The sequence below is a fragment of the Stenotrophomonas sp. NY11291 genome (assembly GCF_023277365.1).
GTDB classification, from domain to species: domain Bacteria; phylum Pseudomonadota; class Gammaproteobacteria; order Xanthomonadales; family Xanthomonadaceae; genus Stenotrophomonas; species Stenotrophomonas geniculata.
In genome coordinates, this window is the sequence record NZ_CP096975.1 from 2608018 (window position 1) to 2629403 (window position 21386).

Sequence of the window (21386 nt, forward strand, 5' to 3'; positions counted from 1 at the left end):
CGATACCTGCGTGGTCAATCCCCCCTCGTGCCCGCAACGATGGAGGCACCTTCGGTAGCGGATCAGCACATGGATCGACGGCAGTTCCTGGCCACTTTGGCCGCCGCGGCAGCGTCCACCGCCCTGCCCTCCGGGTGGGCCCTGGCCAGCCACAGCGAAGATTGGACATGGTTGCAGGGCAACTGGCGGGTCCGGCACCAGCGCCTGAAGGAGCGCCTGGTGGGCGATACCCGCTGGGAGTCTTTCACCGGCTCCAGCGCGGTATGGCTCACCCTGGGCGGACTCGGCACCATCGATGACAACGTCATGGCGCTGCCTTCGGGCCCCTACAGGGGCCTGGGCGTGCGTGCATTTGATCCGGTGTCTTCCATGTGGTCGATCTGGTGGATCGATGGCCGCAATCCTGCCCATATCGAAGCCCCCGTGCGCGGGGGCTTCGAGGGCGATGCCGGCAGCTTCCGTGGCACCGACCGGATCGACGGGCGCCCCATCGATGTGTGGTTCCGCTGGCATGACATCCACGGCGAGGAGCCGTGGTGGGAACAGGCGTTCTCCGACGATGCCGGTGCGCACTGGGAAGTGAACTGGCGCAACTGGTTCCGCCGCACTGCTGCGGCCCCCTCTCCGCTTCCGAAGCTGCCGGATGCACCGGGCGACTTTGATTTCCTGGTGGGCCATTGGAACGTGCGCCATCGTCGCCTGCGCGCTCGGCTGGCAGGCAGCGATGCGTGGGACGCGTTCAACGGCACCCTGCACAACTGGCCGGTCCTGGGAGGATTCGGCAACGTGGGTGACAACCTGATGGACGTGCCTGGAGCACCGCTGCGCGGCATGGGCATCCGTGCCTGGAATGCGACCGAGCGGCACTGGCTGAGCTGGTGGCTGGATGGCCGCGAGCCGACCCGGATCGGCGCGCCACTGCGTGGTGGTTTCCAAGCCGGTGTCGGCCGCTTCTTCGGCGAAGACCAGCACGACGGTCGATCAATCCAGACGCGGGTGATCTGGTCACGCGTTACCCCGCGCTCGGCGCGCTGGGAACAGGCGGCCTCGGCCGATGGTGGGCGCAGCTGGGAAACCAACTGGGTCAGCGACTTCGAGCGACAGGCATGAAGGCGCTGCTGGCCGTGATGCTGCTGGTTGCTGCGTCGCCTCCCGCGTCTCCATCAAGGGTGCTGCGGATCGTCGGCCCCGCCGAGCGCTTTGCCCCGGGCGTTGCATCCACGCAATACGACGAGATTCGACTGACCTTGAGTCCGGACGGGAAAACCGCACTGTGGTTCAGCCGCAACCGGCCCGGCGGTCCGGGCGGGTATGACATCTGGGTCTCCCGCAACGATGGGCAGCGCTGGCGGCCGGCGACGCCGGTGCCGTTCAACACGCCGGGGCGCGACTTCGATCCCGCCTTTTCCGCCGATGGCCGCGTGGTGTATTTCTGTTCGGATCGCGCAGGCGGCCAGGGCGGCGACGATCTGTATCGGGTCAGCATGGGGAGCGACGGTCGATTCGGGGAGCCGGTCAATCTTGGCCCCGCAGTGAACAGCGCGGCCGATGAGTTCGCGCCGATGCTCTCGCCGGACGGTCGTACGCTGTTGTTCTCCAGCGATCGTGCGGGCGGTGCCGGCGGCCATGACCTCTACAGCGCCACGATGATCGGCGGCGTGGCGCAGCTGGCACGGCCGCTGGCGGGAGACCTCAATACCGCAGCGCAGGAGTTCGATGCCACCTTCCTGGGCGACGGCCGAACGGTGGTGTTTGCCCGCGCCCAGGACTTCGGCAGTGCACCGGTGCGCCAGTTCATTGCCTACGCGCGTGGAGGCCGTTATGACGCAGGCCATGCATTGCCCTCGCCCTTGAACGAGGCCTCCGGCGACAGCTACGGCGCGATGCTGGATGGATCGCAACCCGACACCTTGACCTATTCGGCGCGGCGCGCGGACGGTGCAGGGTTGGACCTGTACCGCATCCGCTATCGGATGATGCGCCCTTGAAGGCAGATGTTGTCGATTCCCGGCGCCCCGATTCGTCGAGAGGATGACTACCCCAGGAGAAAACGCAGATGGTCTCACACCAGTCCCTTGCCTGCGCCTGCGGCCAGGTCCGCCTGACCGCCACGGGCCAACCCATTGCCACCGTCGAATGCTGCTGCGACAGCTGCCGCAAGGCCGGCGCCATGCTGCAGTCGATGCCCCGAGCACCGGCCGTGCTGGGCCCGCACGGCCAAACGCTCTTCGTAATGCACCGCAAGGATCGCGTCAGCATCGATGCCGGGCATGCCATGCTGCGTGCCTTGCGATTGTCCAGCAGGGGCGGCAGCCGCCGCGTGCTGGCGGGCTGCTGCAATACGCCGCTCTTCCTGGAGTTCAGCGGCGGCCATTGGCTGAGCCTGTATGGCCTGTTGTGGCCGGCATCGACAAGACCTGCCGTGGAGATGCGGACCATGGTCAGTGATCTTCCTGATGCGTCTGTGCTTCCTGACGATGTGCCGAACCTGAAGACCCGGTCGCTGCGCTTCTATGCGCGGTTGATGAAGGCGTGGATCGCCATGGGCTTCCGCAGCCCACGCATCGAGGTCGCGGGAGATACCCATGCCTGAGCCCGGACGGATCGAGATCGAAAGCATCACCACGCCCGGGCACATCCAGCGCGTGGATCGCGCCAAGTACCTCGCCATGCGCCATGCCTTGCTGCGGGCGCTGCCCGCGCAACCGCCCGGCCTGACTGTCGCGCAGGCGAAACAGGCACTGCTGCCACACCTGCCCGCCGCGCTGTTCCCAGCAGGTGCCACCGCCGGCTGGTGGTTGAAGGCCGTGCAGCTGGACCTGGAAGCCAAGGGCGTGATCGAGCGCGTCGCGGGCAAACCGTTGCGCCTGTTCAAGCACCTGGCGGCCGGCTGATCAGCGCTGTGCAGGCAGTTCCAACCGGTGCTTGCGGCACAGGCGATACACCGTGACCCGCGATATCTGCATCTGCCGCGCGCACTCGGAGACGTTGTAGCCGGTCTGGCGCAGGGTCTGCAGTAGTACATCGCGCTCGGCCTGGCCGCGCGCGTCGTGCAGCATCGCCGCGGGCAGGACCGCTGCCAATGCGCCCAGCTCCAGGTCACGCTCACTGATCAGCTCGCCCTCGGCCATGATCGCTGCACGCTGCACACGGTTCAGTAGTTCGCGTACGTTGCCGGGCCAGTCGAAGCGCCGCATCGCCTGCAGTGCGGCCGGTGCGAAGCCGCGTGCACGCACGCTGTGGCGCAACCGGAAGCAGCGCAGGAAGTGCTCGGCCAGCAGCTGCACGTCGGCACCGCGCTCGCGCAGTGGTGGCATCAGCAGGCGCAGCACGTTCAGGCGGTAGTAGAGATCGCTGCGGAACCGCCCCTGCGCCACCGCGTGTTCCAGTTCGACGTGGGTCGCGGCAAGTACCCGCACGTCCGCGCGCAGCGGCTGGCTGCTGCCCACGCGCTCGAAGGTTCCCTCCTGCAGCACGCGCAGCAGGCTGGTCTGCGCTTCTGCCGGCAGATCGCCTACCTCATCAAGAAACACCGTACCGCCATGGGCGGATTCGAACACGCCGATCTGCCGCTTGTCGGCACCGGTGAACGAGCCACGTTCGTGGCCGAACAGCTCCGACTGCACCAGGTTGGCCGGAATCGCACCACAGTTCACCGCGATGAAAGGCCTGCCGGCGCGCCCCGACAGCGCATGCAGCGCATGTGCAGCCAGTTCCTTGCCTGTACCGGTTTCGCCGGTGACCAGCACCGGCAGTTCCACCGGCGCGAACTTGTGCAGCACCGTGCGCACCGCATGCAGCGCAGCGCTTTCGCCAATCAATGCGTGCGGTCCGTATCCACTGCAGGTTGCATCGACAGGCGGATCATCCGCATCGAACTGCTGGCGCATTGCGCAGACCAGGTCCTGCAGGCCGAACGGCAGCGTGAAGCGCGCGCCGCATCGCTGCAGCAACGGCAGCCAGGCCGGCGATGTGGGTCCGGCCCCCGGAGGCAGTACCGCCAGCCAGGGCAGATGCTGGTGCTGCTCGATCCACGGTGCCAGCAGCTGCAGCGCCGCCGCATCGAGATGGCGCAGATCGAGTACGGCGAGCAATCGATCGCGTCCACGCAGGCCTATCGCCATGGCGGGATCGGGATGGATGCTGCGCACGTACCAGCCCGCTGCCGCCAGCGCACTGCGCTCGTTCGCCAACGGCTCGCCAAACCAGAGCACGCAACGTGACGTAGAAGCCTCCGGGACCGCTGCCATGCTTCCCCCAGCATCCGGACACCGTCGGCGGACTGTCAGGCAATCACCGGCGTGCCGCCCCCCCGCCGGGACCTCTACGGCCACCGGGGCGGCCTTTGTTGGGCGGATCCTAGCGCTTCCCTAAACAGCGACGCAATGAGCAGTGCGTCAAGGAATTCGAGGCTGAAGCGGCACCGTTGCAGACGGCGACGCCGCCTGTAACACCCATGCAACAGTTGCACGCCGCCCTTACCCTGTGGTGCCTGGGGCTTCGAAATCCCAACAATTCCGCGACGTGCCTGTAACAGCGCGGCAGCAGCCCGGTCAGGTACTGCACGGTCCCATTGTTGGCGGGTGGGCACTTCGAGGTTGGCACGGTTGATGCGTGGTTCCGCCGCACCCATCGCGGGAGATCGGCATGGACGGCATCACCCTGATTCGCGGCCTGGCCGCAGCACTGGCAATCGCCCTGCTGTCGGTTGGCACCGTCGCGTCCGCATCGGGCGCCCGCCAGGGCGTGAAGGCACAGCCGGGCGAAATCGTCCTGTTGCGGGACGTATCCGCGCGGCCTGCCTATCGCATGGCACCACCGGGCATGGCGCTGATTGCCGACCCGAAGCCACAGCACGAGATCGCCACCGCATTGGGCGCCGGTGGCACGACGAACGGCATGGACGAGTTGAGCGATGAGGACTATGCCGGCATGGGTGCCGGCCAGGCAGCGTCCATCGCGGCGCCGGGCGGTACCACCGTTGAACGTGTCACCCAGCAGGCCCTGGGCGGGACGCTTGGCCGCAGTGGTGATGGCATGGTCGGCAGCAACCTGGGGGGCGCCATGAGTGGTCCGCTCGGTGCTGTCGGCAGCAGCACCCGCGGTATCGCCGATACCGTGCGCGGCGCACTGGCCCAGTTCCCCCTGCAGGGCACGGCCCCGGCAGGTGGAAAATGAAGGCCCTGCACGGGTTGCTCCTGCTGCTCGCCGCCGCGCCCTGGGCAACCCGGGCCGATGACTACAGCGGCATGCTCGCCTATCTCGACGTGGCCCACATCGACGGCCACGCACTGGCCGGGGCGACGGGTGCCATCGCCGTGAACCAGGCCGCCGGCGACCTCAACGTGCAGGCCAACCTGCGGGGCATCGCCAAGGGCGATCGCGCCGACGTGGCGATCAATGCCCGGCAACTGCAGCAGGGCAACCGCGTGCTGTCCGGGCCGCTGCAGGCCACCGCGCTCATTGGCGGTGACGCACTGGCCGGTGCCAGTGGCATCGCATCCATCAACCAGGCCAGCGGCATCGCCAACACGACGCTCAACGTCGTCAGCGCGACGCTGGCCCGACAAGGCATACGCGAAACCGACGATACGGCCTTGGCCGCCGAGGGTTCCGCGTTGGCAGGGGGGCGGGACGACACCGGTCGCGGCGTCGCGACGGGCACCCGCAGCGCCGGTGTAGCCAGCACCGCACTGCGGGGATTCGACGGGGTCCTGCAACTCAATCAGATCGCGGGCAACGGCAACGACACGGCCAACGTACTGGGCCTGGTCGTGCAGGACCGCCCGTGACAACCACCCAACCGATGCACCACCTGATGAGAGAGAGGGCACCATGAAAGCGACCGTCAAACAGACCATGCTCGCCATGGCGATTGCCACTGCCTCGACCGCCGCTGCGGCCAATGGCTGGGACAACCAGAACGCCAACGCGAACATCAACCACAACCACACCGTCAGCGAGACCCGCAACGACACGCACAACCACACCGACAACGACGTGCGCAACCGCACCGTCAACGTCAATGTGCAGAAGCACAGCAACATCCAGGCCGACGAACGCAAGGAAAAGAACAACCACGGCGTCGACGTGAACCTGGAGAAGGACCTGCGCCTGAGCACCGACATCAATTTCTCCGGCGACCCGAACATCACCGGCGACATCGACCTCGACTCGGCGGCCATTGCCGTGATCGACAACCGGCAGTCGATCAGCAACAACGCCACCAGCAACAGCCTGGTCACCAACAGCGCGTCGATCGGTGACAGCGTCGGCGCCGGTGCCTCGGGCAATCTGGGCTTCAATGTCGTCTCCGGCGACAACAATGCGCAGGACAACGCGGCCTCACTATCTGCGGCCGATGCGTCCTTCAGCTTCGGCATGGCCGACGCCGAGGTGTTCGTCAACCAGGCCGGCTTCGGCAACGCCACCATGAACTCCGGTGTCACCAACGCCGCAGGTCTCAGCGGCAACGCCTTTGGCGGCGCGTCCGGCAACATCGGCGTGAACATCGCCTCGGGCAACAACAATGAGCAGAAGAACGCGCTCGCGGCGTCGGTAGCGACCACGGCGGTGGCCCAGTCGAGCATCAGCTCCAACCAGGTCTCCACCGGCAACACGGTCAGCAACGCCGGCTTCGTGCAGTCCTACACCGATACCGTGCAGGTCGGCATGCGTGGCGGCGTCAGCGGCCTGACACTGGCCTATGGCGCGGGCACCTACCGCGGCACCGGCAACGCCTACCAGATGGCCAACTACTACCTGGATACGTGGAGTGGCGAGCTGCCGCACCCGGGTGGCAACAGCACCGGCCATATCGATCTGGACAACCAGATCCAGAACGCCACGATTAACCCCAACCGGCCAGGGGTGGGCGGCCTGGGCTTCGATACGCGTGAGAGTGGCACCAGCCAGTTCGTCGAACTGGGCGTGGCTGACCTGTATGCCAGCCTCAGCGGCACGGTCAGCACCACGCGCTGGGTGAACGTCAATGCGACCAACACCTCGGCCTTGTCCGGCAGTGCCTTCTCGGGCGCCTCCGGCAACATCGGCGTGAACGTTGCTGCGGGCACCGGCAACCTGCAGGCCAACAGCCTTGCCCTGGCAGTGGCCCAGCCCAGCACCGGCGGCGGTGGTGGCAGCGGCGAGTAAGCGCAACACCCCGGCCGTCCGCCAATGGCCGGGTCCCCGGGAGCCCCTGTTCCTCCTCCCCCTTGGGACAGGGGCTCCCCCCTGCTGCCGGAGAACGTAGATGATCCGTTGCCCTCCATCGATGCGCCTGCTTGCCTTCCTGTTGCTGATGGGCACCGCATCGGCATGGGCGGGCGAGGTCCACTTCGCCGGCGTGCTGCCCAATGGCGCGCTGCTGCAGCAGAAGGTGGAAAGCATGCAGGAGCGGCGCTACCGCAACGTGGTGCGCCAGCACACCGATTACAGCTGCGGGGCGGCCGCATTGGCGACCATCCTGCGCCATGCCTATCACCTGCAGACCGACGAAGCGACGGTGATCGAAGGAATGATGGGGGTTTCCGATCCAGCGCTGGTGGCCGAACGCGGCTTCTCCCTGCTCGACATCAAGCGCTACGTGGAATCGCTGGGCATGCGTGGCCGGGGCTACCGCATCGATGAAACACGACTGCGCACCCTCCGCGTGCCAGGACTGGTGCTGATGGATTTGCGCGGCTTCCGCCATTTCGTGGTGCTCAAGCAGGTGCGCAACGGCATCGTGGAAGTGGCTGACCCGATCCTCGGCAACCGCAGCCTGGCGCTGCCGGAGTTCCTGGCCGCCTGGCCATCGCGCGCGGTCTTCGTGGTGATCGGCAGCGACTTCGATCGCAACACCGTTCTTCTGCAACCCAGCGAACGGCCAAGCGCCCGCGCGCTCTACGCGCGGCAAGGGCCGATCACCGATGCCGAACTGGTCGACTTCGGCTTCAGCCACGCCGACCTGTTCTGAGGAGGTACGACCATGTTCCGTCAACACGTATGGATGGCTCTGCTGCTGATGGCCCCTGCCCTGCCCCTGCAGGCCGCCGACGGCAGGACCGGGCGTGGACTCACGGAAATCCCCGACCCGGAGCTGAGCCTGATGCGGGGGCGCTACACCGTGGGTGGCAACAACGTTGCCTGGTTCGGGGTCACCATGGTGTCGCAGTGGCAGGCCAGCAACGGCACGACCCTGCAGGGCAGCCTGACCCTGGGCATGGACTTCCGCGGTGGTGGCGCGCCGAAGCTCAGCTTCCAGCCCAGCGTGCATGTCACGGCAGCCGATGCGCCGCTGCCCGATACCCACGGACGCAGCATCGACAGCAGCGGCCTGGCCAACGCCAGCGGCCTGGTGCAGAGCGTGCAGGTGGCCGGCGATGGCAATGTCGCGCGCAACGTCACCACGCTGACCGTCCGCGAGGGTGGCGTGCCGGCTGTTCTCTCTGATGGCGCAGGCAACATCACCGCGCAGCAAGCCGGCGCCAGCGCGACGGCCGTGCTGGAAGGCAACCAGGCACGCCTGCTGCTGCAGGTGGATGGCCAGGGGCTGGTGCAGCAGTGGATCCGCAATGGCAGCGTCGGCCAGGGCATCGCCCTCGCTGGTGACGGCCAGATCGCCAGCAACCAGCTGCGGCTGGAGCTGGTGCGCAACGCCGTGGGCGGCAACCTGCCGTTGAGCCAGAACGTGGCCCAGGCGATTGCGTTGAACCGCGGCATGGGGCCGGGCCAGTAGCAGGGCCTGGCATTGGGGGAAACGCTCCACAACGCAGGACACGAACATGCACACCCTGATGAGGATCACCCCGTTGGCGCTGGCGGCGCTGGCGGGCACCGCCCTTGCCGTGCCGCCGACGCCTGACGATGGCGCAGACGTGCAGGCCCTGGCCAACCAGCTGGAACAGCTGAAAGCCAACTACGCACAGGAAGTGCGGCGGCTGCGCGAACTGGACATGCAGGTGCAGGCCATGCAGGCACGCTTGGGCGGGCGGGTTGGCCCAGCCTCGACCCCACCGGCCGCACCATTGGCGCAGGCAGCGGCCGCCGCGGTTCCACCGAGCAGCGAGGGCTACGCCAGTACCGCTGCCGAGGCCCAACAGGCCAAGCAGGAGTCGCGGCGCAGCGTGGACGACGTGAAGCAGCAGCAATCGGCCCTGTTCTCCCGTCGCTTCACCATCGAGAACAGCCTCACCTACGCCCGCTATGACCGCAAGCAGCTCACCCTCAACGGCTTCCTCGCGTTGGACGCCATCTTCCTCGGCAATATCGCCATCGAGAACGTGGAGTCCGACTCGCTGACCTATAACGTGGCGGCCCGCTGGGGCGTCAGCCCGAACCTGACCCTCAACCTGGATGTGCCCTACCTGGCGCGGCGCACCGTATACCAGAAAGGCGGCGCCGGCGGTGCAGCGGCCGCCATCGCGCAGGAGCAGACCAACGGCAACGGCCTGGGCGACATTGCACTGAGCGCGAACTACCGGCTGTTCGGCGAACGCGGCTGGCGCCCGGAGACCGTGCTCACGGCCGGTGTCACCGCCCCCACCGGGCGCGCACCCTACGGCCTGGACTGGAAGGTGATCGAGCGCGATGACGACGACTACATCCGCTTCGCCGTGCCGCGCGAGCAGCCCACTGGCAACGGCGTATGGCAGGCCAACCTCGGCCTGTCGATGGTGAAGACCGCTGACCCGGCCATCCTGTTCGCCAACATCGGGTACGTGCACTCCATCCCTCGCGGCTTCAGCGACATCGACAGCAATCCGGATACGGTCAGCCCAGGCGACGTGAAGCTGGGCGGCTCGGTGTACTTCGGTGCAGGTGTTGCCTTCGCATTCAACGAGCGGACCAGCCTGAGCCTGTCCTTCAGCGACCGCATCAGCGCCCGCGCCTCCACCCGCTTCCAGGGCGGCAAGTGGATGAAGGTGATCGGCAGTGACGCCAATGCGGCATCACTGAACCTGGGCGTGACCTATGCGTTGAACCAGCACACCACGCTGGTGACACTGCTGGGCATCGGACTGACCCCGGACGCACCGGACTTCACGCTGGCGTTCAAGATTCCTTACATGCTCTAGCGGCCACTGCCCATGGCATGATGGGCGATCTGCGGCCAGCGGACGTCCATCATGCGCATCGGATTCCTGGGACTTGGAGTGATGGGAACGCCCATGGCGACCCATCTGGCTCGCGCAGGTTACGAGGTATGCGGCTGGTCGCGCTCCGACCGCAACCATGCGGCCGCGCGCACCGCCGGCATCAACGTCTGCGAGGCGGTGGACGAGGTATTCGCGGCCTGCGACACCCTCATCCTGATGCTGGCCAATGACGATGCCATCGACAGCGTGCTCGATCGGCATGGCGCGGCGTTTGGCGAGCGGGTCGAGGACCGCCTGCTGATCAACATGGGTACCAGCTCGGCAGCGTACTCACAGGCGCTGGCCGAACAGATCCGCGCCGCGGGCGGCCGCTACGTGGAAGCGCCGGTGTCTGGCTCACGCGTGCAGGCCGAAGCGGCGCAGCTGGTGATCCTGCTGGCCGGTGCCGATGTCGACCTCGCGGCAGCCGCCCCACTGGTTGCACCGATGGGCAGGCAAACGGTGTGCTGTGGTGCAGTGCCGTCCGCACTGCGCATGAAACTGGCGGTGAACCTGTACCTGATCACCTTGGTCACCGGCTTGGCCGAAGCGGTGTACTTCGCCGAAGCACACGGCATCGAGCTTGATCGCTTCGCGCAGGTGCTCAACGCAGGGCCGATGGCCAGCGAAGTATCGCGAATCAAGCTGGACAAAATGATCCGTGGTGACTTCAGCGTGCAGGCGTCGATCACCGACGTGCGCAAGAACAGTGGGCTGGTAGCCGCTGCCGCCCATGAGGTGGGCATGCATGCGCCCTTGATCGACGCCAGCGACGCGCTGTTCGCACAGGCACTGGCGTCCGGATCGGGGGCGCTGGACATGGCGGCCGTGCTGCAGGCGGTACGGGCCGGGCCAACCGGCACTGGCCGGCGCTGATCCGGATTCATGTTCCGGCACTACTGCCGTCCTCCACCGCTGCTATATTCAGTCCAGCTCGGCAGGCATGGTGCCTGCCTTCGAATCACAGGGAGTTGGTCATGGGTCTGGTACAGGCGGTGAAGGGTGCGGTTGGCGGTGTGCTGGCCGACCAGTGGAAGGACTTCTACACCGTGCCGGCGGGCCTGCCGTCCACGGCCGCCCTGTTCGCGGCGGTGCCGCAGGGCACCAACGCCGGCCGCGGCTCCAACACCAGCGGCTCGTCCAACATCATCAGCAACGGCTCGAAGATCATCGTGCCGGAGGGCTACGGCCTGCTGCTGTTCCAGGACGGCGCGATCACCGCGTTCGTCGCCGAACCGGGTGGCTACGAGTGGCGCTCGGACGATCTGAACTCGCAGTCGATCTTTGCCGGCGACGGCCTGGTCAGCACCTTCATCAAGCAGAGTTGGGAACGCTTCAAGTTCGGCGGCCAGCCAGGTTCGCAGCAGGCGGCCTATTTCGTCTCGCTGAAGGAGCTGCCGGACAACCGCTTCGGCACCCAGTCGGAAATCTACTGGGACGACGGTTTCCTCAACACCCAGGTAGGCGCGGTCACCCGTGGCTCGTACACGCTGAAGATCGTCGACCCGATCCTGTTCGTGAAGAACTTCGTGCCGGCCAGCTACCTGCAGCCGGGCCAGGTGTTCGACTTCACCGATCTGGACAACGCCGCCGCCAGCCAGCTGTTCAATGAAGTGGTCGGTTCGCTGGCGCCGGCCTTCAGCCTGTATACCAACGATCCGGGCAAGGGCAACCGCATCACCAAGCTGCAGCAGGACTCGCTGGGCTTCGCGCAGAGCCTGTCGGCCGCCGTCGAACAGGGTTACCAGTGGAAGTCCGACCGCGGCCTGGCCATCGTCAAGACCGCCATCGTCTCGATCGAGTACGACGCCAACACCCGCGAGCTGCTGAAGACCGTGCAGCGCGCCGATGCGCTGTCCGGTTCGCGCGGCAATTCCAACCTGCAGGCCAGCGTCGCCCAGGGCATCCAGTCGGCCGGCGAAAACGGCGGCGCGGCAGGTCTGGTCGGTGTCGGCATGGCGTCTGGCATGTTCGGTGTCGGCGGCATGCAGCAGCCGGCCACCCCGGCGGCCGACGATCCGGTCGCCAAGCTGAAGAAGGCCAAGGAAATGCTCGATCTGGGCTTGATCACCCAGAGCGATTACGACGCGCTCAAGGCCAAGGCATTGGGCCTGTAACGGCAGGACGCACACCCAACATGTCCGATCCCCGAAACGGCCCACCGCCGCTGCCCGGATCCGCGCCCGCGCCGCCGCCGCCCCTGCCGGCGGCGTCGTTGGATGGGCCCGGTTCGCCGCAGGACGCCCCTCCCCTGCCCGGCAGCTTCCCGCTGGACACCTCCAAACTGCCGCAGGCCATCCGCGATGAAGTGGAAGCGCCCGATCCTGTTGCCATCGATACCTCGGCCAGCGAGCTCAAGGACGGTCTCAACCGCTGCCCGAAGTGCGGCGCCACCGACATCCGGCCCAAAGCCGGGACCGATATCCTGGTCTGCCTGTACTGCCGTCACGAATGGCATGGCGCGCGGGTCGAGGAAGAATTCGGCCTTGGCGAAGCCATCGACCAGCTGCGCGGTACGGTCATCGCCTCCGGCGCGCGTGACATCGATGCCGACACCTCGGCACTGATGACGTTCAAATGCACCGGGTGCGGCGCCGAAGTCACGGTCAATACCGAGAGTACGATGACGGCGCGTTGCCACTGGTGCCGCCACGTCTTCGGCGTCAACGAGCAGATCGCCAACGGCGCGGTGCCCGATGCGGTGCTGCCCTTCCATATCAAGAAGGACGATGCGGTCGCGCGCATCCGCCAGTTCGTCGACAAGCGCCGCATGTTCGCGCTGAAGGCATTCAAGGACCAGTTCACCCCGGAGAACGTGGTGGGCGTGTTCCTGCCCTACATGATCGTCGACAGCAATGTCAGCGCGGCTGTGGCCGGCAAGGGCGAGATCCAGACCCGGCAGTACACCGTAGGCAGCGAGAAAAACAAGCGCACCCTGTATGACGCCGACGTCTACCAGGTCGAACGCCAGGTCGATTTCACCGTGGATGACCTTCCGCTGGAATCCTCGGCCGAGCGCGGCAATCTGGATACCCGCGCCAACACCAACAACATCATCAACACCATCCTGCCGTTCGATACCAAGAACGCGGTGAAATGGAACGCTTCGTACCTGGCCGGCTTCACCTCTGAAAAGCGCAACCTCGACGTGGAGAAGCTGCGGCCGCGGCTGGAAGACCAGCTGCTGTCAATTGCCCGCGCACAGGTGGAAGGTTCGGTGAAGCGCTACAACCGTGGCGTGCGCTGGGAGCAGGAACAACTGGAGGTGCATGGCACCCGCTGGGTGTCGATGTACCTGCCGGTGTGGTTGTATTCGTACCACCAGCCCGGCAAGAACGGCGGCATGTTGCACTACATCGCAGTGAACGGCCGTACCGGCGAAACCATGGGCAGCGTGCCCGTGCAGCAATGGAAGATGCTGCTGGCGGCCCTGGCCACCGGCACCGTCATTGAAGCCCTCGCAATTGCCTTCCTGGTGGCATCGACATGAGTGACGACAGTGGCCTCTGGCTGTTGGCGGCAGGTCCGGCCGGCGCAACCGCGCTGTACTGGGCGTTGTACCGCTATTACCGCAACACCGACAAATCGCACTCCTTCGAGCACGAGACCGAGATCGAGGCCAAGCCAGTCACTGGTTCGGACCAGCAAGTCGGCCGGGTCACCGGCACCGAGGAGAAGCGCATCCGCGGTGACAACGTGTACGAGTACCGGAAACGGGTAGTAAGGGTGAAGCCCGAACGGTAGCGCCAGGCCATGCCTGGCGGCGGGGAGTGCCGGCCGAGGGCCGGCATCCCTTCGGTCTCTGGACGTCAAAGGGGAGCCGGCCAGCGGCCGGCACTACCTATCAGCCGGCCTGCCCCAGCCGCGCCTTCAACTGCTGGATCTCCTGTTCGCTGACCCCGATCGCCTTCAGGTAACCCTCCGCACCACCATACTGGCTGTGCAGCGCCGCCAGGAACTGCTCCATGTTGTCCGGCGCAGTACCTGCCATGCCCGCCATCTTGCGACCGATCTCCGGGTTCTGCTTGACCAGCGCCATGAGCTGCGCGTTCATCGCGCTGTCCTTCGGCTGCCCTTCCAGGTAATGCGCGGAGATCGCGTAGTTGTGCACGATCTCGGCCTTCGACACGCCGGCCAGGTCCAGCAACAGGCCGGCGATGATGCCGGTGCGGTCCTTGCCGGCCGTGCAATGGAACAGCACCGCACCATCCTGCTGCGCGGCGATGCGCCGGAACACCTGCTTGAACTGCGGCTGGCTGTGGTCCAGCCACTGCACATAGGCTTCGCCCAACGAATCCGGGAAGCTGGCCATCATCTTCTGCAGGTCCATCTTCTCGGTGCCCATCAGCGAGATGCGCTGATAATCGAAACGATCATCGCCGGCCAGCAGGTCCGGCGACTGTGCTTCCTCATCGGCGGTGCGCAGGTCGATGTCCAGCTTCACGCCCGCGGCGACCAGGGCATCACGGTCGGCATCGGTGAGGCGGCCGAGGTCGGCGGTACGCACGAACGCATTGGCTGGAATCGGGCCGTGGCGACCCTGCAGGCCGGCGAACGTACGTACGTTCCAGGCGCCCTGCAGCGGAATCACCCGCTGTGTGTCGGCGGCGACAGGCTTCACATTGGCGGCGGTCGTCGCCTTCGTGGAGGCCGCCTGCGATGCGTCGGCGGCAACCGCGGTTGCGGCCATCGGCAGGCTCAGCATCAGGGCCAGGGCGAGTTCGGTATGGCGGATCTTCATGGGGCTCTCCGTTCGAATCAGAAATTGACGGCCATTTCCAGGCCGAAAGTACGCGGGTCGTTGAAGATGCCGCTCTGGCCCAGCGCCGCGCTGTTGATCTTGTAGAACAGGTGCTGCTCATCGAGCAGGTTGCGTGCCCACAACGAGAACGACATCGTGGTGCCGGTGCTGTTGACCGGAACATCCACCAGTGCCACCCGTGCATTCACCACGAAGGAGCTGTCGGTGAGCATCTGGTCGTACTCGCTGGAGTAGTAGCCATCGGACCAGTTGCCATCCACATGGAACTTCAGTGCCGAGAAGTTGGCGAACGGCACCAGGTAGTCCACCGACAGGCTTCCTGCATTTTTCGGGGCCAGCAGCGGCTGCACGGTCACCTGCACGCCGGCGCCGAACGGGTCCGTTGCGGTCTGCGCATCGATCTTCGTGTAGGCGTAGTTGAGGCCGAGCGTGAGGTTGTCCATCGGCATCACGTTGAACTCCAGCTCCGCACCCCGGGACTTGCCATCGCTCAGCGCATTGGTGGTGACCATGGTGGTGCGGGTTTCACCGCTGTTCGGGTCGAACGGCAGCGAGAAGTCCATCTGCTTGTGCGCGATGGTCGAATCGAACACCGCCAGGTTCAGGCGCGCACGGTTGTCCCAGAACTGAGACTTGAAGCCCAGCTCATAGGCCGTCACTTCCTCTGGACCGAAAGCGGTGTAATTGGTCGAGCGCGAGTTGGCACCGCCGGCCTTGAAGCCGGTGCTGTACTTGGCATAGACCATTGCGTGCTCGCCAAGGTCGTAGGCGATGTTCACCATCGGGTCGAAGCGGCTCCAGCGGTCCTTGAACGCAAGGTTCGTTGCCGCGCCATTGACGATGTACAGGCTGCCCTTCTTGTCGTCACGGGTGTAGCGACCGCCGGCAGTCAGGTGCAGTCGCTGCAGCGCTTCGGGCGTCCACGTGGCCTGGCCGAACACGCCCAGGCTGTCGGTCCACGCCTTGCTGGCGCGGTCGATCCGTACACGGGAAAGATCCAGCGGGCTGGTCGCCGGGTTCACCGTATAGCTGTTGCCGCCCGGCCCCCACACCAGCATGTTCGGCGTCTGCGCGTTGTCGCCTGCGGTTTCGTGGTAGTAGAACGCGCCGCCGAGGAACTGCACCTGCGAGGTGTTGCCGATCAGCTGGAGCTCCTGGCTGTACTGGTGCTGGTAGACCTGCGCCAGGCTGTAACGGCCGAAGGGCGTGCCGGCGCCGCCGTAGGCCGAAATCGCATCGACCAGGCCCATGTCGAACTGGCCCTGGGTCAGTTCGCGGTAGGAACTGATCGATTTCAGCTCAAGGTTGTCATTCAATACCCACGACAGGTTCAACAGATGGCCACTGGTGCGGCCGATGTTGTCTTCCTGCGGTCCACCCAGGATGGCGCTGCCGCGACGGTCCTGGCTGGCACCGGCCTTCTGCAGCGGGCTGAGGTAGGCGCCCGATGCCAGCACCTGGGTGTGGTACGGCGTGGTGGCATCGTAGGAGCGGTCGAAGGCGTACAGCAGCGAGAAGTCATCGCTTGGCTGCCACAGCGCGCTCAGGCGGGCGCCGCGCTTGTCATAGCTGTTGAAGTCACGCTCGCCGCGCATCGGGTTGTCGGTGGTGCCGCCGCGCTTGGCCTGCACGGCGTCGATCTTGAAGCTGACATCGCCCACCTTGGGCAGGTCCAGGTGCAGCGCGCTGTTGTAGCCGCTGAAGTTGGACACCCCCGCGCTGACGCTGCCGCCAAACTCGCCGGTCGGCGCCTTGGTCACGATGCTCACCGCACCGCCTTCGGTATTTCGGCCGAACAGCGTGCCCTGCGGGCCCTTCAGCACTTCGATGCGCTCCACGTCGTAGAGCATGCTGCCCAGGCCCTGCGCACGGCCCATGAACACACCGTCGACGTAGATGCCGACGCCGGCATCGCGTGCGGGTTGGTTGGCGTCGCCGGAGGCGCCGATGCCACGGATGCCGATGTTCAGTGCAGAACTGCGGGTGGCGAACGGTGTGACCCGCAGCGACGGGATGGAACCATCAGACAGGCTGCCGAGTGAGATCGCGCTGCGATCCTTCAGCGCTTCGGCATCGACCACCGACACCGAGATCGGCGTCTCCTGCAGGTTGGTAGCGCGCTTCTGCGCGGTCACCATCACCTGGTCGAGGGCGACCACGGTGCGCGCTGCATCAGCGGATGCGCTGGCATCCGCAGTTGGACTTTCTTCGGCATGGGCCAGCGCCGGCAGAGCGGCAGCGATGGCGAGGGTGAGCAACGGGCGGTGCAACGTGGCGTGGCGCATCGGACTCATTCGCGGAAGGAGAAGGCCGGCGCAGTCTGGGAGGCGGGAATTACAAATGAATGACCGTTCATTCACATCTTTTGTGACGTACTATCCCGCCTCTGGACGCCCTGACCTCACGCAATGACGCCGAAATCCACCGTAGCCCCGACCTCCGAAGATCCCGCTGCGGCCCATGCCGAGGCCCAGCGCCGCCGCATACTCGACGCCGCCCAGAAGTGCTTCATCACCCGCGGCTTCCATGCCGGATCCATCGGCGACATCGCTGCCGAGGCCGAGATCAGCCAGGGGCTGATGTACCGCTATTTCGCCAACAAGCGCGCCCTGATCCTGGCCCTGATCGAGCGCCAGCTGCGCCACGACCAGGCCTCGATCAGCGAGATGCCCGCAGCCTCCGACCTGGTCGACGGGCTGCTGGAGTGCTACCAGCAATGGGCGCGTGGTGAGGTACTGCCGATTCACGGCAACGCGATTGCCAGCGTTGCGCTGTATGCGGAGATCAATGCCGAGGCCCATCGCGATCCGGAGCTGGCCGCTGTGCTGCGTACCCACGACAAGCAGACCAGCGCCGCCATCCAGGCCTGGCTGCGACAGCGTGATGCGAGCCTTGGCCGGGCGCTGGACGAAGAACGGATTGCCGGCCGCACCCTGTTGCTGCGGTTGCTGGTGGAGGGACTGGCGATGCGTGCCGTGCGCGATCCGGACCTGCCGCCGGCGCGGGTACGCGCCCTGCTGGCCGATGCCATTGGGCGCGTGATGGCCGATTGAACGGTAGTGCCGGCCGCTGGCCGGCACCCCGGGCCCAAACGGTGGTATCAGATGAAGAAGCGGGCCGGCAGAGCCTTCTGCGCGGCCTGCGCGCTCGCCCTGAAGTACCAGGACGCCAGCGCAAGAAACCCCATGACGATCAGCAGCCCGTATCCAGGGGGTCCCCAGCTTGCGATCGGGGCTGCACTTGCCGCTACGAGAAACTTGCCACCCGCAGCGAGCAGGAGGGTGTTGGAGATCCGCGCGACGCTGGCGCAGAGCAACAGAATGAGGAGGGCGCACCAGGGAAATTTGTGATTCATCGAAGTCTCTTCAGGTTATGGAAAATGGTCAACGTCGCTTCGAACAGGGTTGGCAACGAGGACTGACCCCAGCGTAGGGCCTGGCGTCCGCAGTCACGTCGTCTAACCGGCTTGATCGCAGTGGCAGTTAGGCGCCAGCCCGGCCCCGGCACATCGGACACCTGCACATCCCGGGAACATCCCCGTCCGGAAGATCAGGCATCCACCTGCCCTCCCCCTTGCCTTGATGTCAGTCCCCACCGGTTCCCGTCTGGTCATCTACGCCGCCCTCGCGGGCAACCTGGCCATTGCCATCGCCAAGTTCATTGCCGCAGGCATCTCCGGCAGCTCGGCCATGCTCAGCGAGGGCGTGCATTCGCTGGTAGACACCCTCAATGAGGTGCTGCTGCTCTACGGCCTGCGTCGTGCAGGCAAGGCCCCTGACCCGGTACATCCTTTTGGCTATGGCCGCGAGCTGTACTTCTGGAGCTTCATTGTCGCCCTGCTGGTGTTCGCCGCCGGTGCCGGCGTTTCGGCCTACGAAGGCATCCAGCACATCCGCCGGCCGGAGCCAGCTACCAACCACGCGTTGAGCTACAGCGTGCTGGGCATCTCCATCCTGTTCGAGGGGGCTTCCTGGTGGGTGGCGCTGCGTGAGTTCCGGCGCACCAAGGGCAGACTTGGCTACTTCGAAGCATTCCGCCGCAGCAAGGACCCGTCCACCTTTACCGTGCTGCTGGAGGATAGCGCGGCCCTGCTGGGCCTGGTTTTCGCATTGATCGGGCTCGTGGCCGCCCAGGCCCTGGACATGCCGGTGCTTGATGGTGTGGCGTCGCTGTGCATCGCCGGCGTGCTTGCCGCCACCGCCTTTCTTCTCGCACGCGAAACCAAGGGACTGCTGGTAGGTGAGCCGGCCCACCCGGCCGTGGCCGAGCGGATCATGGCCGTGGCGGAAACCGATCCAGACCTGCGCCGCGCCAATGGCGTGACCACCATGCAGATGGGACCACAGCAGGTCGTGGCCATGCTCAGCGCGGAATTCGAGGATGACCGGCGCACGCCGCAGATCGAGGCCTGCATCACCCGCATCGAAACTGCAGTGAAGCAGGAGTTTCCGGAATTGGTGGCACTGTTCGTCAAGCCGCAGACGCCGGAGGTCTATGCTGCCCGGCGCGCTGCACTGGCCACGCCGCCAGCACCGGACTGATGATGTCTCTGTACGCGCTTTGCCCTGCAGATCCTCCGATGCAAGCTCCGCCGGCGCGCGCTCGTTCGCGACCACCGTCACGCTTTTTCACCCCTCGCGTGCAGTTCGCAAACGCAGGCGGAAGCGCGTCACGTCGGCATCACCTCACCGTAGCGATACATAACGTGGTGCGCACTAGCGTAGTACCTGACAGCCGCCGAAGCCGCCCTCGCCACCCAGCCCTGCAAAGCGCCATGGACGAAGCCGACCGCCTGCTTGAAATCGATCGCCTGCACCTGCTCGACACGCCAGCCGAACCGGTGTTCGATGCAATCGTTGCTGCCGCCCGCGCAGCGACTGGCATGACCATGGGCCTGATCTCGGTGGTCGCCGAGGAGCGCCAGTGGTTCAAGGCCAATATCGGCCTTGAAGGTGTCAGCGAGACTGCACGCAACATCTCGTTCTGTACTCATGCCATCGAGCAGGACGAACTGTTCGAGATCCCGGATGCCCGGCAGGACCCGCGATTCTCCACCAACCCCCTGGTGACCGGTGGCCCGCGCATCCGCCACTACGCGGGAATCTCGCTTGGGTCAGCGCAGGGTGCCCGTATCGGAACACTGTGCCTGCTCGATCCGATGCCGGGCGTACTGTCGCCCTCGCAGCGCGAACTGATGGTGCATCTGGCGCGGGTCACCACCCAGGTGCTGGAACAGCGCAGCACCCTGATGGCACAGGTCGGCCAGGCCAAGGCACTGCACCGCGAACTGAAACGCAGCGAGGACTTCCTGGAACGCACCAACCGCGCGGCACGGGTGGGCGGCTGGGAGATGGACCTGCTCTCCCACGAAGTACGCTGGACCCGCGAAACCAAGCAGATCCACGGCGTGCGCGGCAACTATCAACCCACGTTCGACACCGCACTGTCCTTCTATCGGGAGGACAGTCGCAACATCATCCGCAGCGCGGTCCAGCGCTGCATCGAGGAAGGCACCTCATGGGAAGTGCAGCTGCCAATGACCACCGCCGATGGGCGCTCCATCTGGACCCGGGTGGTCGGTGGCCGTCAGCAGGTGGATGGGCACCCTCGCCTGGTCGGCGCCATCCAGGACATCACCGAGGAGCGTGCCGCGCTGGATGCCCTGGAGGCGAGCGAAACGCGCTACCGGCGCCTGTTCCACTACAGCCTCGGCCTGATCTGCACGCACACGCTGGAGGGCGTGCTGACATCGGTGAACCCGGCGGCCGTGCAGTCGCTGGGCTTCGATGAGACTCATATGATCGGGCGCAGCCTGTGCGATCTGATGCCTCCCGAGAAGCGTGCTGCATTCAAGGCCTATCTCGCGCGGATCACGGTCAACCACACCGATGCCGGCGTCATCGAACTGATCGCTGCCGATGGCACCCGCCATTTCTGGGCGTATCACAACGTGCTCGACAGTGAGGCGAACCCACCCTATGTGCTGGGCCATGCACAGGATGTTACTGCACTGCGGATGCAGGAGCAGCAGCTGCGCGAGATGTCCTTCAAGGATCCGCTGACCCAGAGCTACAACCGCCGCTTCCTGCCGCGCCTGGACGAGCTGGTTGATCAACCCTGGGCCTGCCTGATGTTCGATCTGGATCATTTCAAGCAGATCAACGATACGCAGGGCCATGCGCGAGGTGACACGGTGCTGGTCGAGTTCGCCGCCTTCCTGCGCGCTCCATTGGGGGCAATGGAAAGCGTAGTGCGTATGGGCGGCGACGAGTTCATGGTGGTGCTGACCTGCCCGGAGCCGGGGCGGTTGGCCGCGCTGGAGCAGTGGTATACGCAGCAGGCCGGTCGGTCACCCACGCCCTTCTCACTGGGTGCGACCCACCACGCCCCGGGTGAGTCGGTGGCCGACACCCTGCAGCGCGCCGACAGTCGCCTGTACCGCGAGCGCGCACGCGTGCGCACGCACCCGCGACCGGCAACCTGAGACTCTCCCCGCAGCGGGCGCG

The 21386-nt window shown here is 66.0% G+C and carries 21 protein-coding genes; 17 read left to right on the plus strand and 4 right to left on the minus strand.

The features are described 5' to 3' along the window. Positions 1 to 69 precede the first annotated feature (69 nt). The 4 genes from M1L61_RS12200 (at position 70) to M1L61_RS12215 (ending at position 2894) form a co-directional block, all read left to right on the plus strand. The gene (locus M1L61_RS12200; protein WP_248853522.1) at positions 70 to 1110 is read left to right on the plus strand and encodes a hypothetical protein; all 1041 of its coding nucleotides are present in this window, start codon (positions 70 to 72) and stop codon (positions 1108 to 1110) included. Next, positions 1107 to 1988 (plus strand): PD40 domain-containing protein, encoded by an 882-nt coding sequence (locus M1L61_RS12205; protein ID WP_049409623.1) that lies wholly within the window; start codon positions 1107 to 1109, stop codon positions 1986 to 1988. Before M1L61_RS12200 ends, M1L61_RS12205 begins: the two co-directional genes overlap by 4 nt. A gap of 68 nt (positions 1989 to 2056) precedes the next feature. Further along, positions 2057 to 2593, plus strand: coding sequence for a hypothetical protein (locus M1L61_RS12210; RefSeq protein ID WP_049409621.1), 537 nt, complete (start codon positions 2057 to 2059; stop codon positions 2591 to 2593). Continuing rightward, entirely contained in the window at positions 2586 to 2894 is a 309-nt protein-coding gene (locus M1L61_RS12215) for a hypothetical protein (protein ID WP_019337410.1), read from the plus strand. Before M1L61_RS12210 ends, M1L61_RS12215 begins: the two co-directional genes overlap by 8 nt. On the opposite strand, the gene M1L61_RS12220 is transcribed toward M1L61_RS12215, so the two are convergent. Further along, positions 2895 to 4250 carry a sigma-54 dependent transcriptional regulator gene (locus M1L61_RS12220; protein WP_235650534.1) on the minus strand — a complete coding sequence of 452 codons (1356 nt, stop codon included), beginning with the start codon at positions 4248 to 4250 and terminating at the stop codon, positions 2895 to 2897. Between the two features lie 397 nt (positions 4251 to 4647). Between M1L61_RS12220 and M1L61_RS12225 the strand changes: the two genes are divergently transcribed. From M1L61_RS12225 to M1L61_RS12270, 10 genes are all read left to right on the plus strand, one after another. Further along, positions 4648 to 5178 carry a hypothetical protein gene (locus tag M1L61_RS12225; RefSeq protein WP_248853523.1) on the plus strand — a complete coding sequence of 177 codons (531 nt, stop codon included), beginning with the start codon at positions 4648 to 4650 and terminating at the stop codon, positions 5176 to 5178. Then, a complete protein-coding gene (locus M1L61_RS12230) occupies positions 5175 to 5792 on the plus strand; it encodes a hypothetical protein (RefSeq protein ID WP_248853524.1) in 618 nt (205 codons plus the stop codon). Before M1L61_RS12225 ends, M1L61_RS12230 begins: the two co-directional genes overlap by 4 nt. A 43-nt stretch (positions 5793 to 5835) precedes the next feature. Continuing rightward, positions 5836 to 7152, plus strand: coding sequence for an adhesin (locus tag M1L61_RS12235; RefSeq protein ID WP_248853525.1), 1317 nt, complete (start codon positions 5836 to 5838; stop codon positions 7150 to 7152). A gap of 100 nt (positions 7153 to 7252) precedes the next feature. Next, a complete protein-coding gene (locus M1L61_RS12240) occupies positions 7253 to 7957 on the plus strand; it encodes a C39 family peptidase (RefSeq protein WP_248853526.1) in 705 nt (234 codons plus the stop codon). A gap of 12 nt (positions 7958 to 7969) precedes the next feature. Then, positions 7970 to 8719 carry a hypothetical protein gene (locus M1L61_RS12245; protein ID WP_126561197.1) on the plus strand — a complete coding sequence of 250 codons (750 nt, stop codon included), beginning with the start codon at positions 7970 to 7972 and terminating at the stop codon, positions 8717 to 8719. Between the two features lie 46 nt (positions 8720 to 8765). Continuing rightward, positions 8766 to 10058, plus strand: coding sequence for a transporter (locus M1L61_RS12250; protein WP_126561196.1), 1293 nt, complete (start codon positions 8766 to 8768; stop codon positions 10056 to 10058). A gap of 27 nt (positions 10059 to 10085) precedes the next feature. Further along, positions 10086 to 10994, plus strand: a complete 909-nt coding sequence (locus tag M1L61_RS12255; protein WP_283102634.1) for an NAD(P)-dependent oxidoreductase — start codon at positions 10086 to 10088, stop codon at positions 10992 to 10994. A 101-nt stretch (positions 10995 to 11095) separates the two neighbouring features. Next, positions 11096 to 12235 carry an SPFH domain-containing protein gene (locus M1L61_RS12260; protein ID WP_049455166.1) on the plus strand — a complete coding sequence of 380 codons (1140 nt, stop codon included), beginning with the start codon at positions 11096 to 11098 and terminating at the stop codon, positions 12233 to 12235. 20 nt (positions 12236 to 12255) lie between these two features. Continuing rightward, positions 12256 to 13608, plus strand: a complete 1353-nt coding sequence (locus M1L61_RS12265; RefSeq protein WP_248853528.1) for a TFIIB-type zinc ribbon-containing protein — start codon at positions 12256 to 12258, stop codon at positions 13606 to 13608. After that, entirely contained in the window at positions 13605 to 13862 is a 258-nt protein-coding gene (locus M1L61_RS12270; RefSeq protein WP_248853529.1) for a hypothetical protein, read from the plus strand. The genes M1L61_RS12265 and M1L61_RS12270 overlap by 4 nt, the downstream gene beginning before the upstream one ends. Positions 13863 to 13962: 100 nt before the next feature. Here M1L61_RS12270 and M1L61_RS12275 read toward each other — a convergent pair whose 3' ends face one another. Together M1L61_RS12275 and M1L61_RS12280 are read right to left on the minus strand one after the other, a co-directional pair. Continuing rightward, a complete protein-coding gene (locus tag M1L61_RS12275; protein WP_010485522.1) occupies positions 13963 to 14859 on the minus strand; it encodes a tyrosine-protein phosphatase in 897 nt (298 codons plus the stop codon). Positions 14860 to 14876: 17 nt separating this feature from the next. Then, complete coding sequence (locus tag M1L61_RS12280; RefSeq protein ID WP_248853530.1) at positions 14877 to 17174, minus strand: TonB-dependent receptor; 2298 nt, start codon at positions 17172 to 17174, stop codon at positions 14877 to 14879. Positions 17175 to 17288: 114 nt separating this feature from the next. Between M1L61_RS12280 and M1L61_RS12285 the strand changes: the two genes are divergently transcribed. Next, positions 17289 to 17933 carry a TetR/AcrR family transcriptional regulator gene (locus tag M1L61_RS12285; protein WP_248853531.1) on the plus strand — a complete coding sequence of 215 codons (645 nt, stop codon included), beginning with the start codon at positions 17289 to 17291 and terminating at the stop codon, positions 17931 to 17933. A 47-nt stretch (positions 17934 to 17980) separates the two neighbouring features. Here the strand turns inward: M1L61_RS12285 and M1L61_RS12290 are convergent, their stop codons facing one another. Beyond that, positions 17981 to 18235 (minus strand): hypothetical protein, encoded by a 255-nt coding sequence (locus tag M1L61_RS12290; protein WP_248853532.1) that lies wholly within the window; start codon positions 18233 to 18235, stop codon positions 17981 to 17983. Positions 18236 to 18461: 226 nt separating this feature from the next. On the opposite strand from M1L61_RS12290, the gene M1L61_RS12295 reads away from it, so the two are divergent. Beyond that, the gene (locus M1L61_RS12295; protein WP_248853533.1) at positions 18462 to 19421 is read left to right on the plus strand and encodes a cation diffusion facilitator family transporter; all 960 of its coding nucleotides are present in this window, start codon (positions 18462 to 18464) and stop codon (positions 19419 to 19421) included. Positions 19422 to 19654: 233 nt separating this feature from the next. Next, on the plus strand, positions 19655 to 21364 hold the full coding sequence (locus M1L61_RS12300) for a PAS domain S-box protein (protein WP_197576434.1): 1710 nt from the start codon (positions 19655 to 19657) through the stop codon (positions 21362 to 21364). The last annotated feature ends 22 nt before the right edge of the window (positions 21365 to 21386 follow it).

Bases quoted from the DNA above. Each gene is read 5' to 3' on its own strand.
- M1L61_RS12235 (WP_248853525.1), top strand. From the start codon at position 5,836: ATGAAAGCGACCGTCAAACAGACCATGCTCGCCATGGCGATTGCCACT.
- M1L61_RS12230 (WP_248853524.1), top strand. From the start codon at position 5,175: ATGAAGGCCCTGCACGGGTTGCTCCTGCTGCTCGCCGCCGCGCCCTGG.
- M1L61_RS12290 (WP_248853532.1), bottom strand. From the start codon at position 18,235: ATGAATCACAAATTTCCCTGGTGCGCCCTCCTCATTCTGTTGCTCTGC.
- M1L61_RS12215 (WP_019337410.1), top strand. From the start codon at position 2,586: ATGCCTGAGCCCGGACGGATCGAGATCGAAAGCATCACCACGCCCGGG.
- M1L61_RS12285 (WP_248853531.1), top strand. From the start codon at position 17,289: ATGACGCCGAAATCCACCGTAGCCCCGACCTCCGAAGATCCCGCTGCG.
- M1L61_RS12250 (WP_126561196.1), top strand. From the start codon at position 8,766: ATGCACACCCTGATGAGGATCACCCCGTTGGCGCTGGCGGCGCTGGCG.
- M1L61_RS12200 (WP_248853522.1), top strand. From the start codon at position 70: ATGGATCGACGGCAGTTCCTGGCCACTTTGGCCGCCGCGGCAGCGTCC.
- M1L61_RS12210 (WP_049409621.1), top strand. From the start codon at position 2,057: ATGGTCTCACACCAGTCCCTTGCCTGCGCCTGCGGCCAGGTCCGCCTG.
- M1L61_RS12205 (WP_049409623.1), top strand. From the start codon at position 1,107: ATGAAGGCGCTGCTGGCCGTGATGCTGCTGGTTGCTGCGTCGCCTCCC.
- M1L61_RS12280 (WP_248853530.1), bottom strand. From the start codon at position 17,174: ATGAGTCCGATGCGCCACGCCACGTTGCACCGCCCGTTGCTCACCCTC.
- M1L61_RS12275 (WP_010485522.1), bottom strand. From the start codon at position 14,859: ATGAAGATCCGCCATACCGAACTCGCCCTGGCCCTGATGCTGAGCCTG.
- M1L61_RS12220 (WP_235650534.1), bottom strand. From the start codon at position 4,250: ATGGCAGCGGTCCCGGAGGCTTCTACGTCACGTTGCGTGCTCTGGTTT.
- M1L61_RS12245 (WP_126561197.1), top strand. From the start codon at position 7,970: ATGTTCCGTCAACACGTATGGATGGCTCTGCTGCTGATGGCCCCTGCC.
- M1L61_RS12270 (WP_248853529.1), top strand. From the start codon at position 13,605: ATGAGTGACGACAGTGGCCTCTGGCTGTTGGCGGCAGGTCCGGCCGGC.
- M1L61_RS12295 (WP_248853533.1), top strand. From the start codon at position 18,462: ATGTCAGTCCCCACCGGTTCCCGTCTGGTCATCTACGCCGCCCTCGCG.
- M1L61_RS12265 (WP_248853528.1), top strand. From the start codon at position 12,256: ATGTCCGATCCCCGAAACGGCCCACCGCCGCTGCCCGGATCCGCGCCC.
- M1L61_RS12225 (WP_248853523.1), top strand. From the start codon at position 4,648: ATGGACGGCATCACCCTGATTCGCGGCCTGGCCGCAGCACTGGCAATC.
- M1L61_RS12260 (WP_049455166.1), top strand. From the start codon at position 11,096: ATGGGTCTGGTACAGGCGGTGAAGGGTGCGGTTGGCGGTGTGCTGGCC.
- M1L61_RS12300 (WP_197576434.1), top strand. From the start codon at position 19,655: ATGGACGAAGCCGACCGCCTGCTTGAAATCGATCGCCTGCACCTGCTC.
- M1L61_RS12240 (WP_248853526.1), top strand. From the start codon at position 7,253: ATGATCCGTTGCCCTCCATCGATGCGCCTGCTTGCCTTCCTGTTGCTG.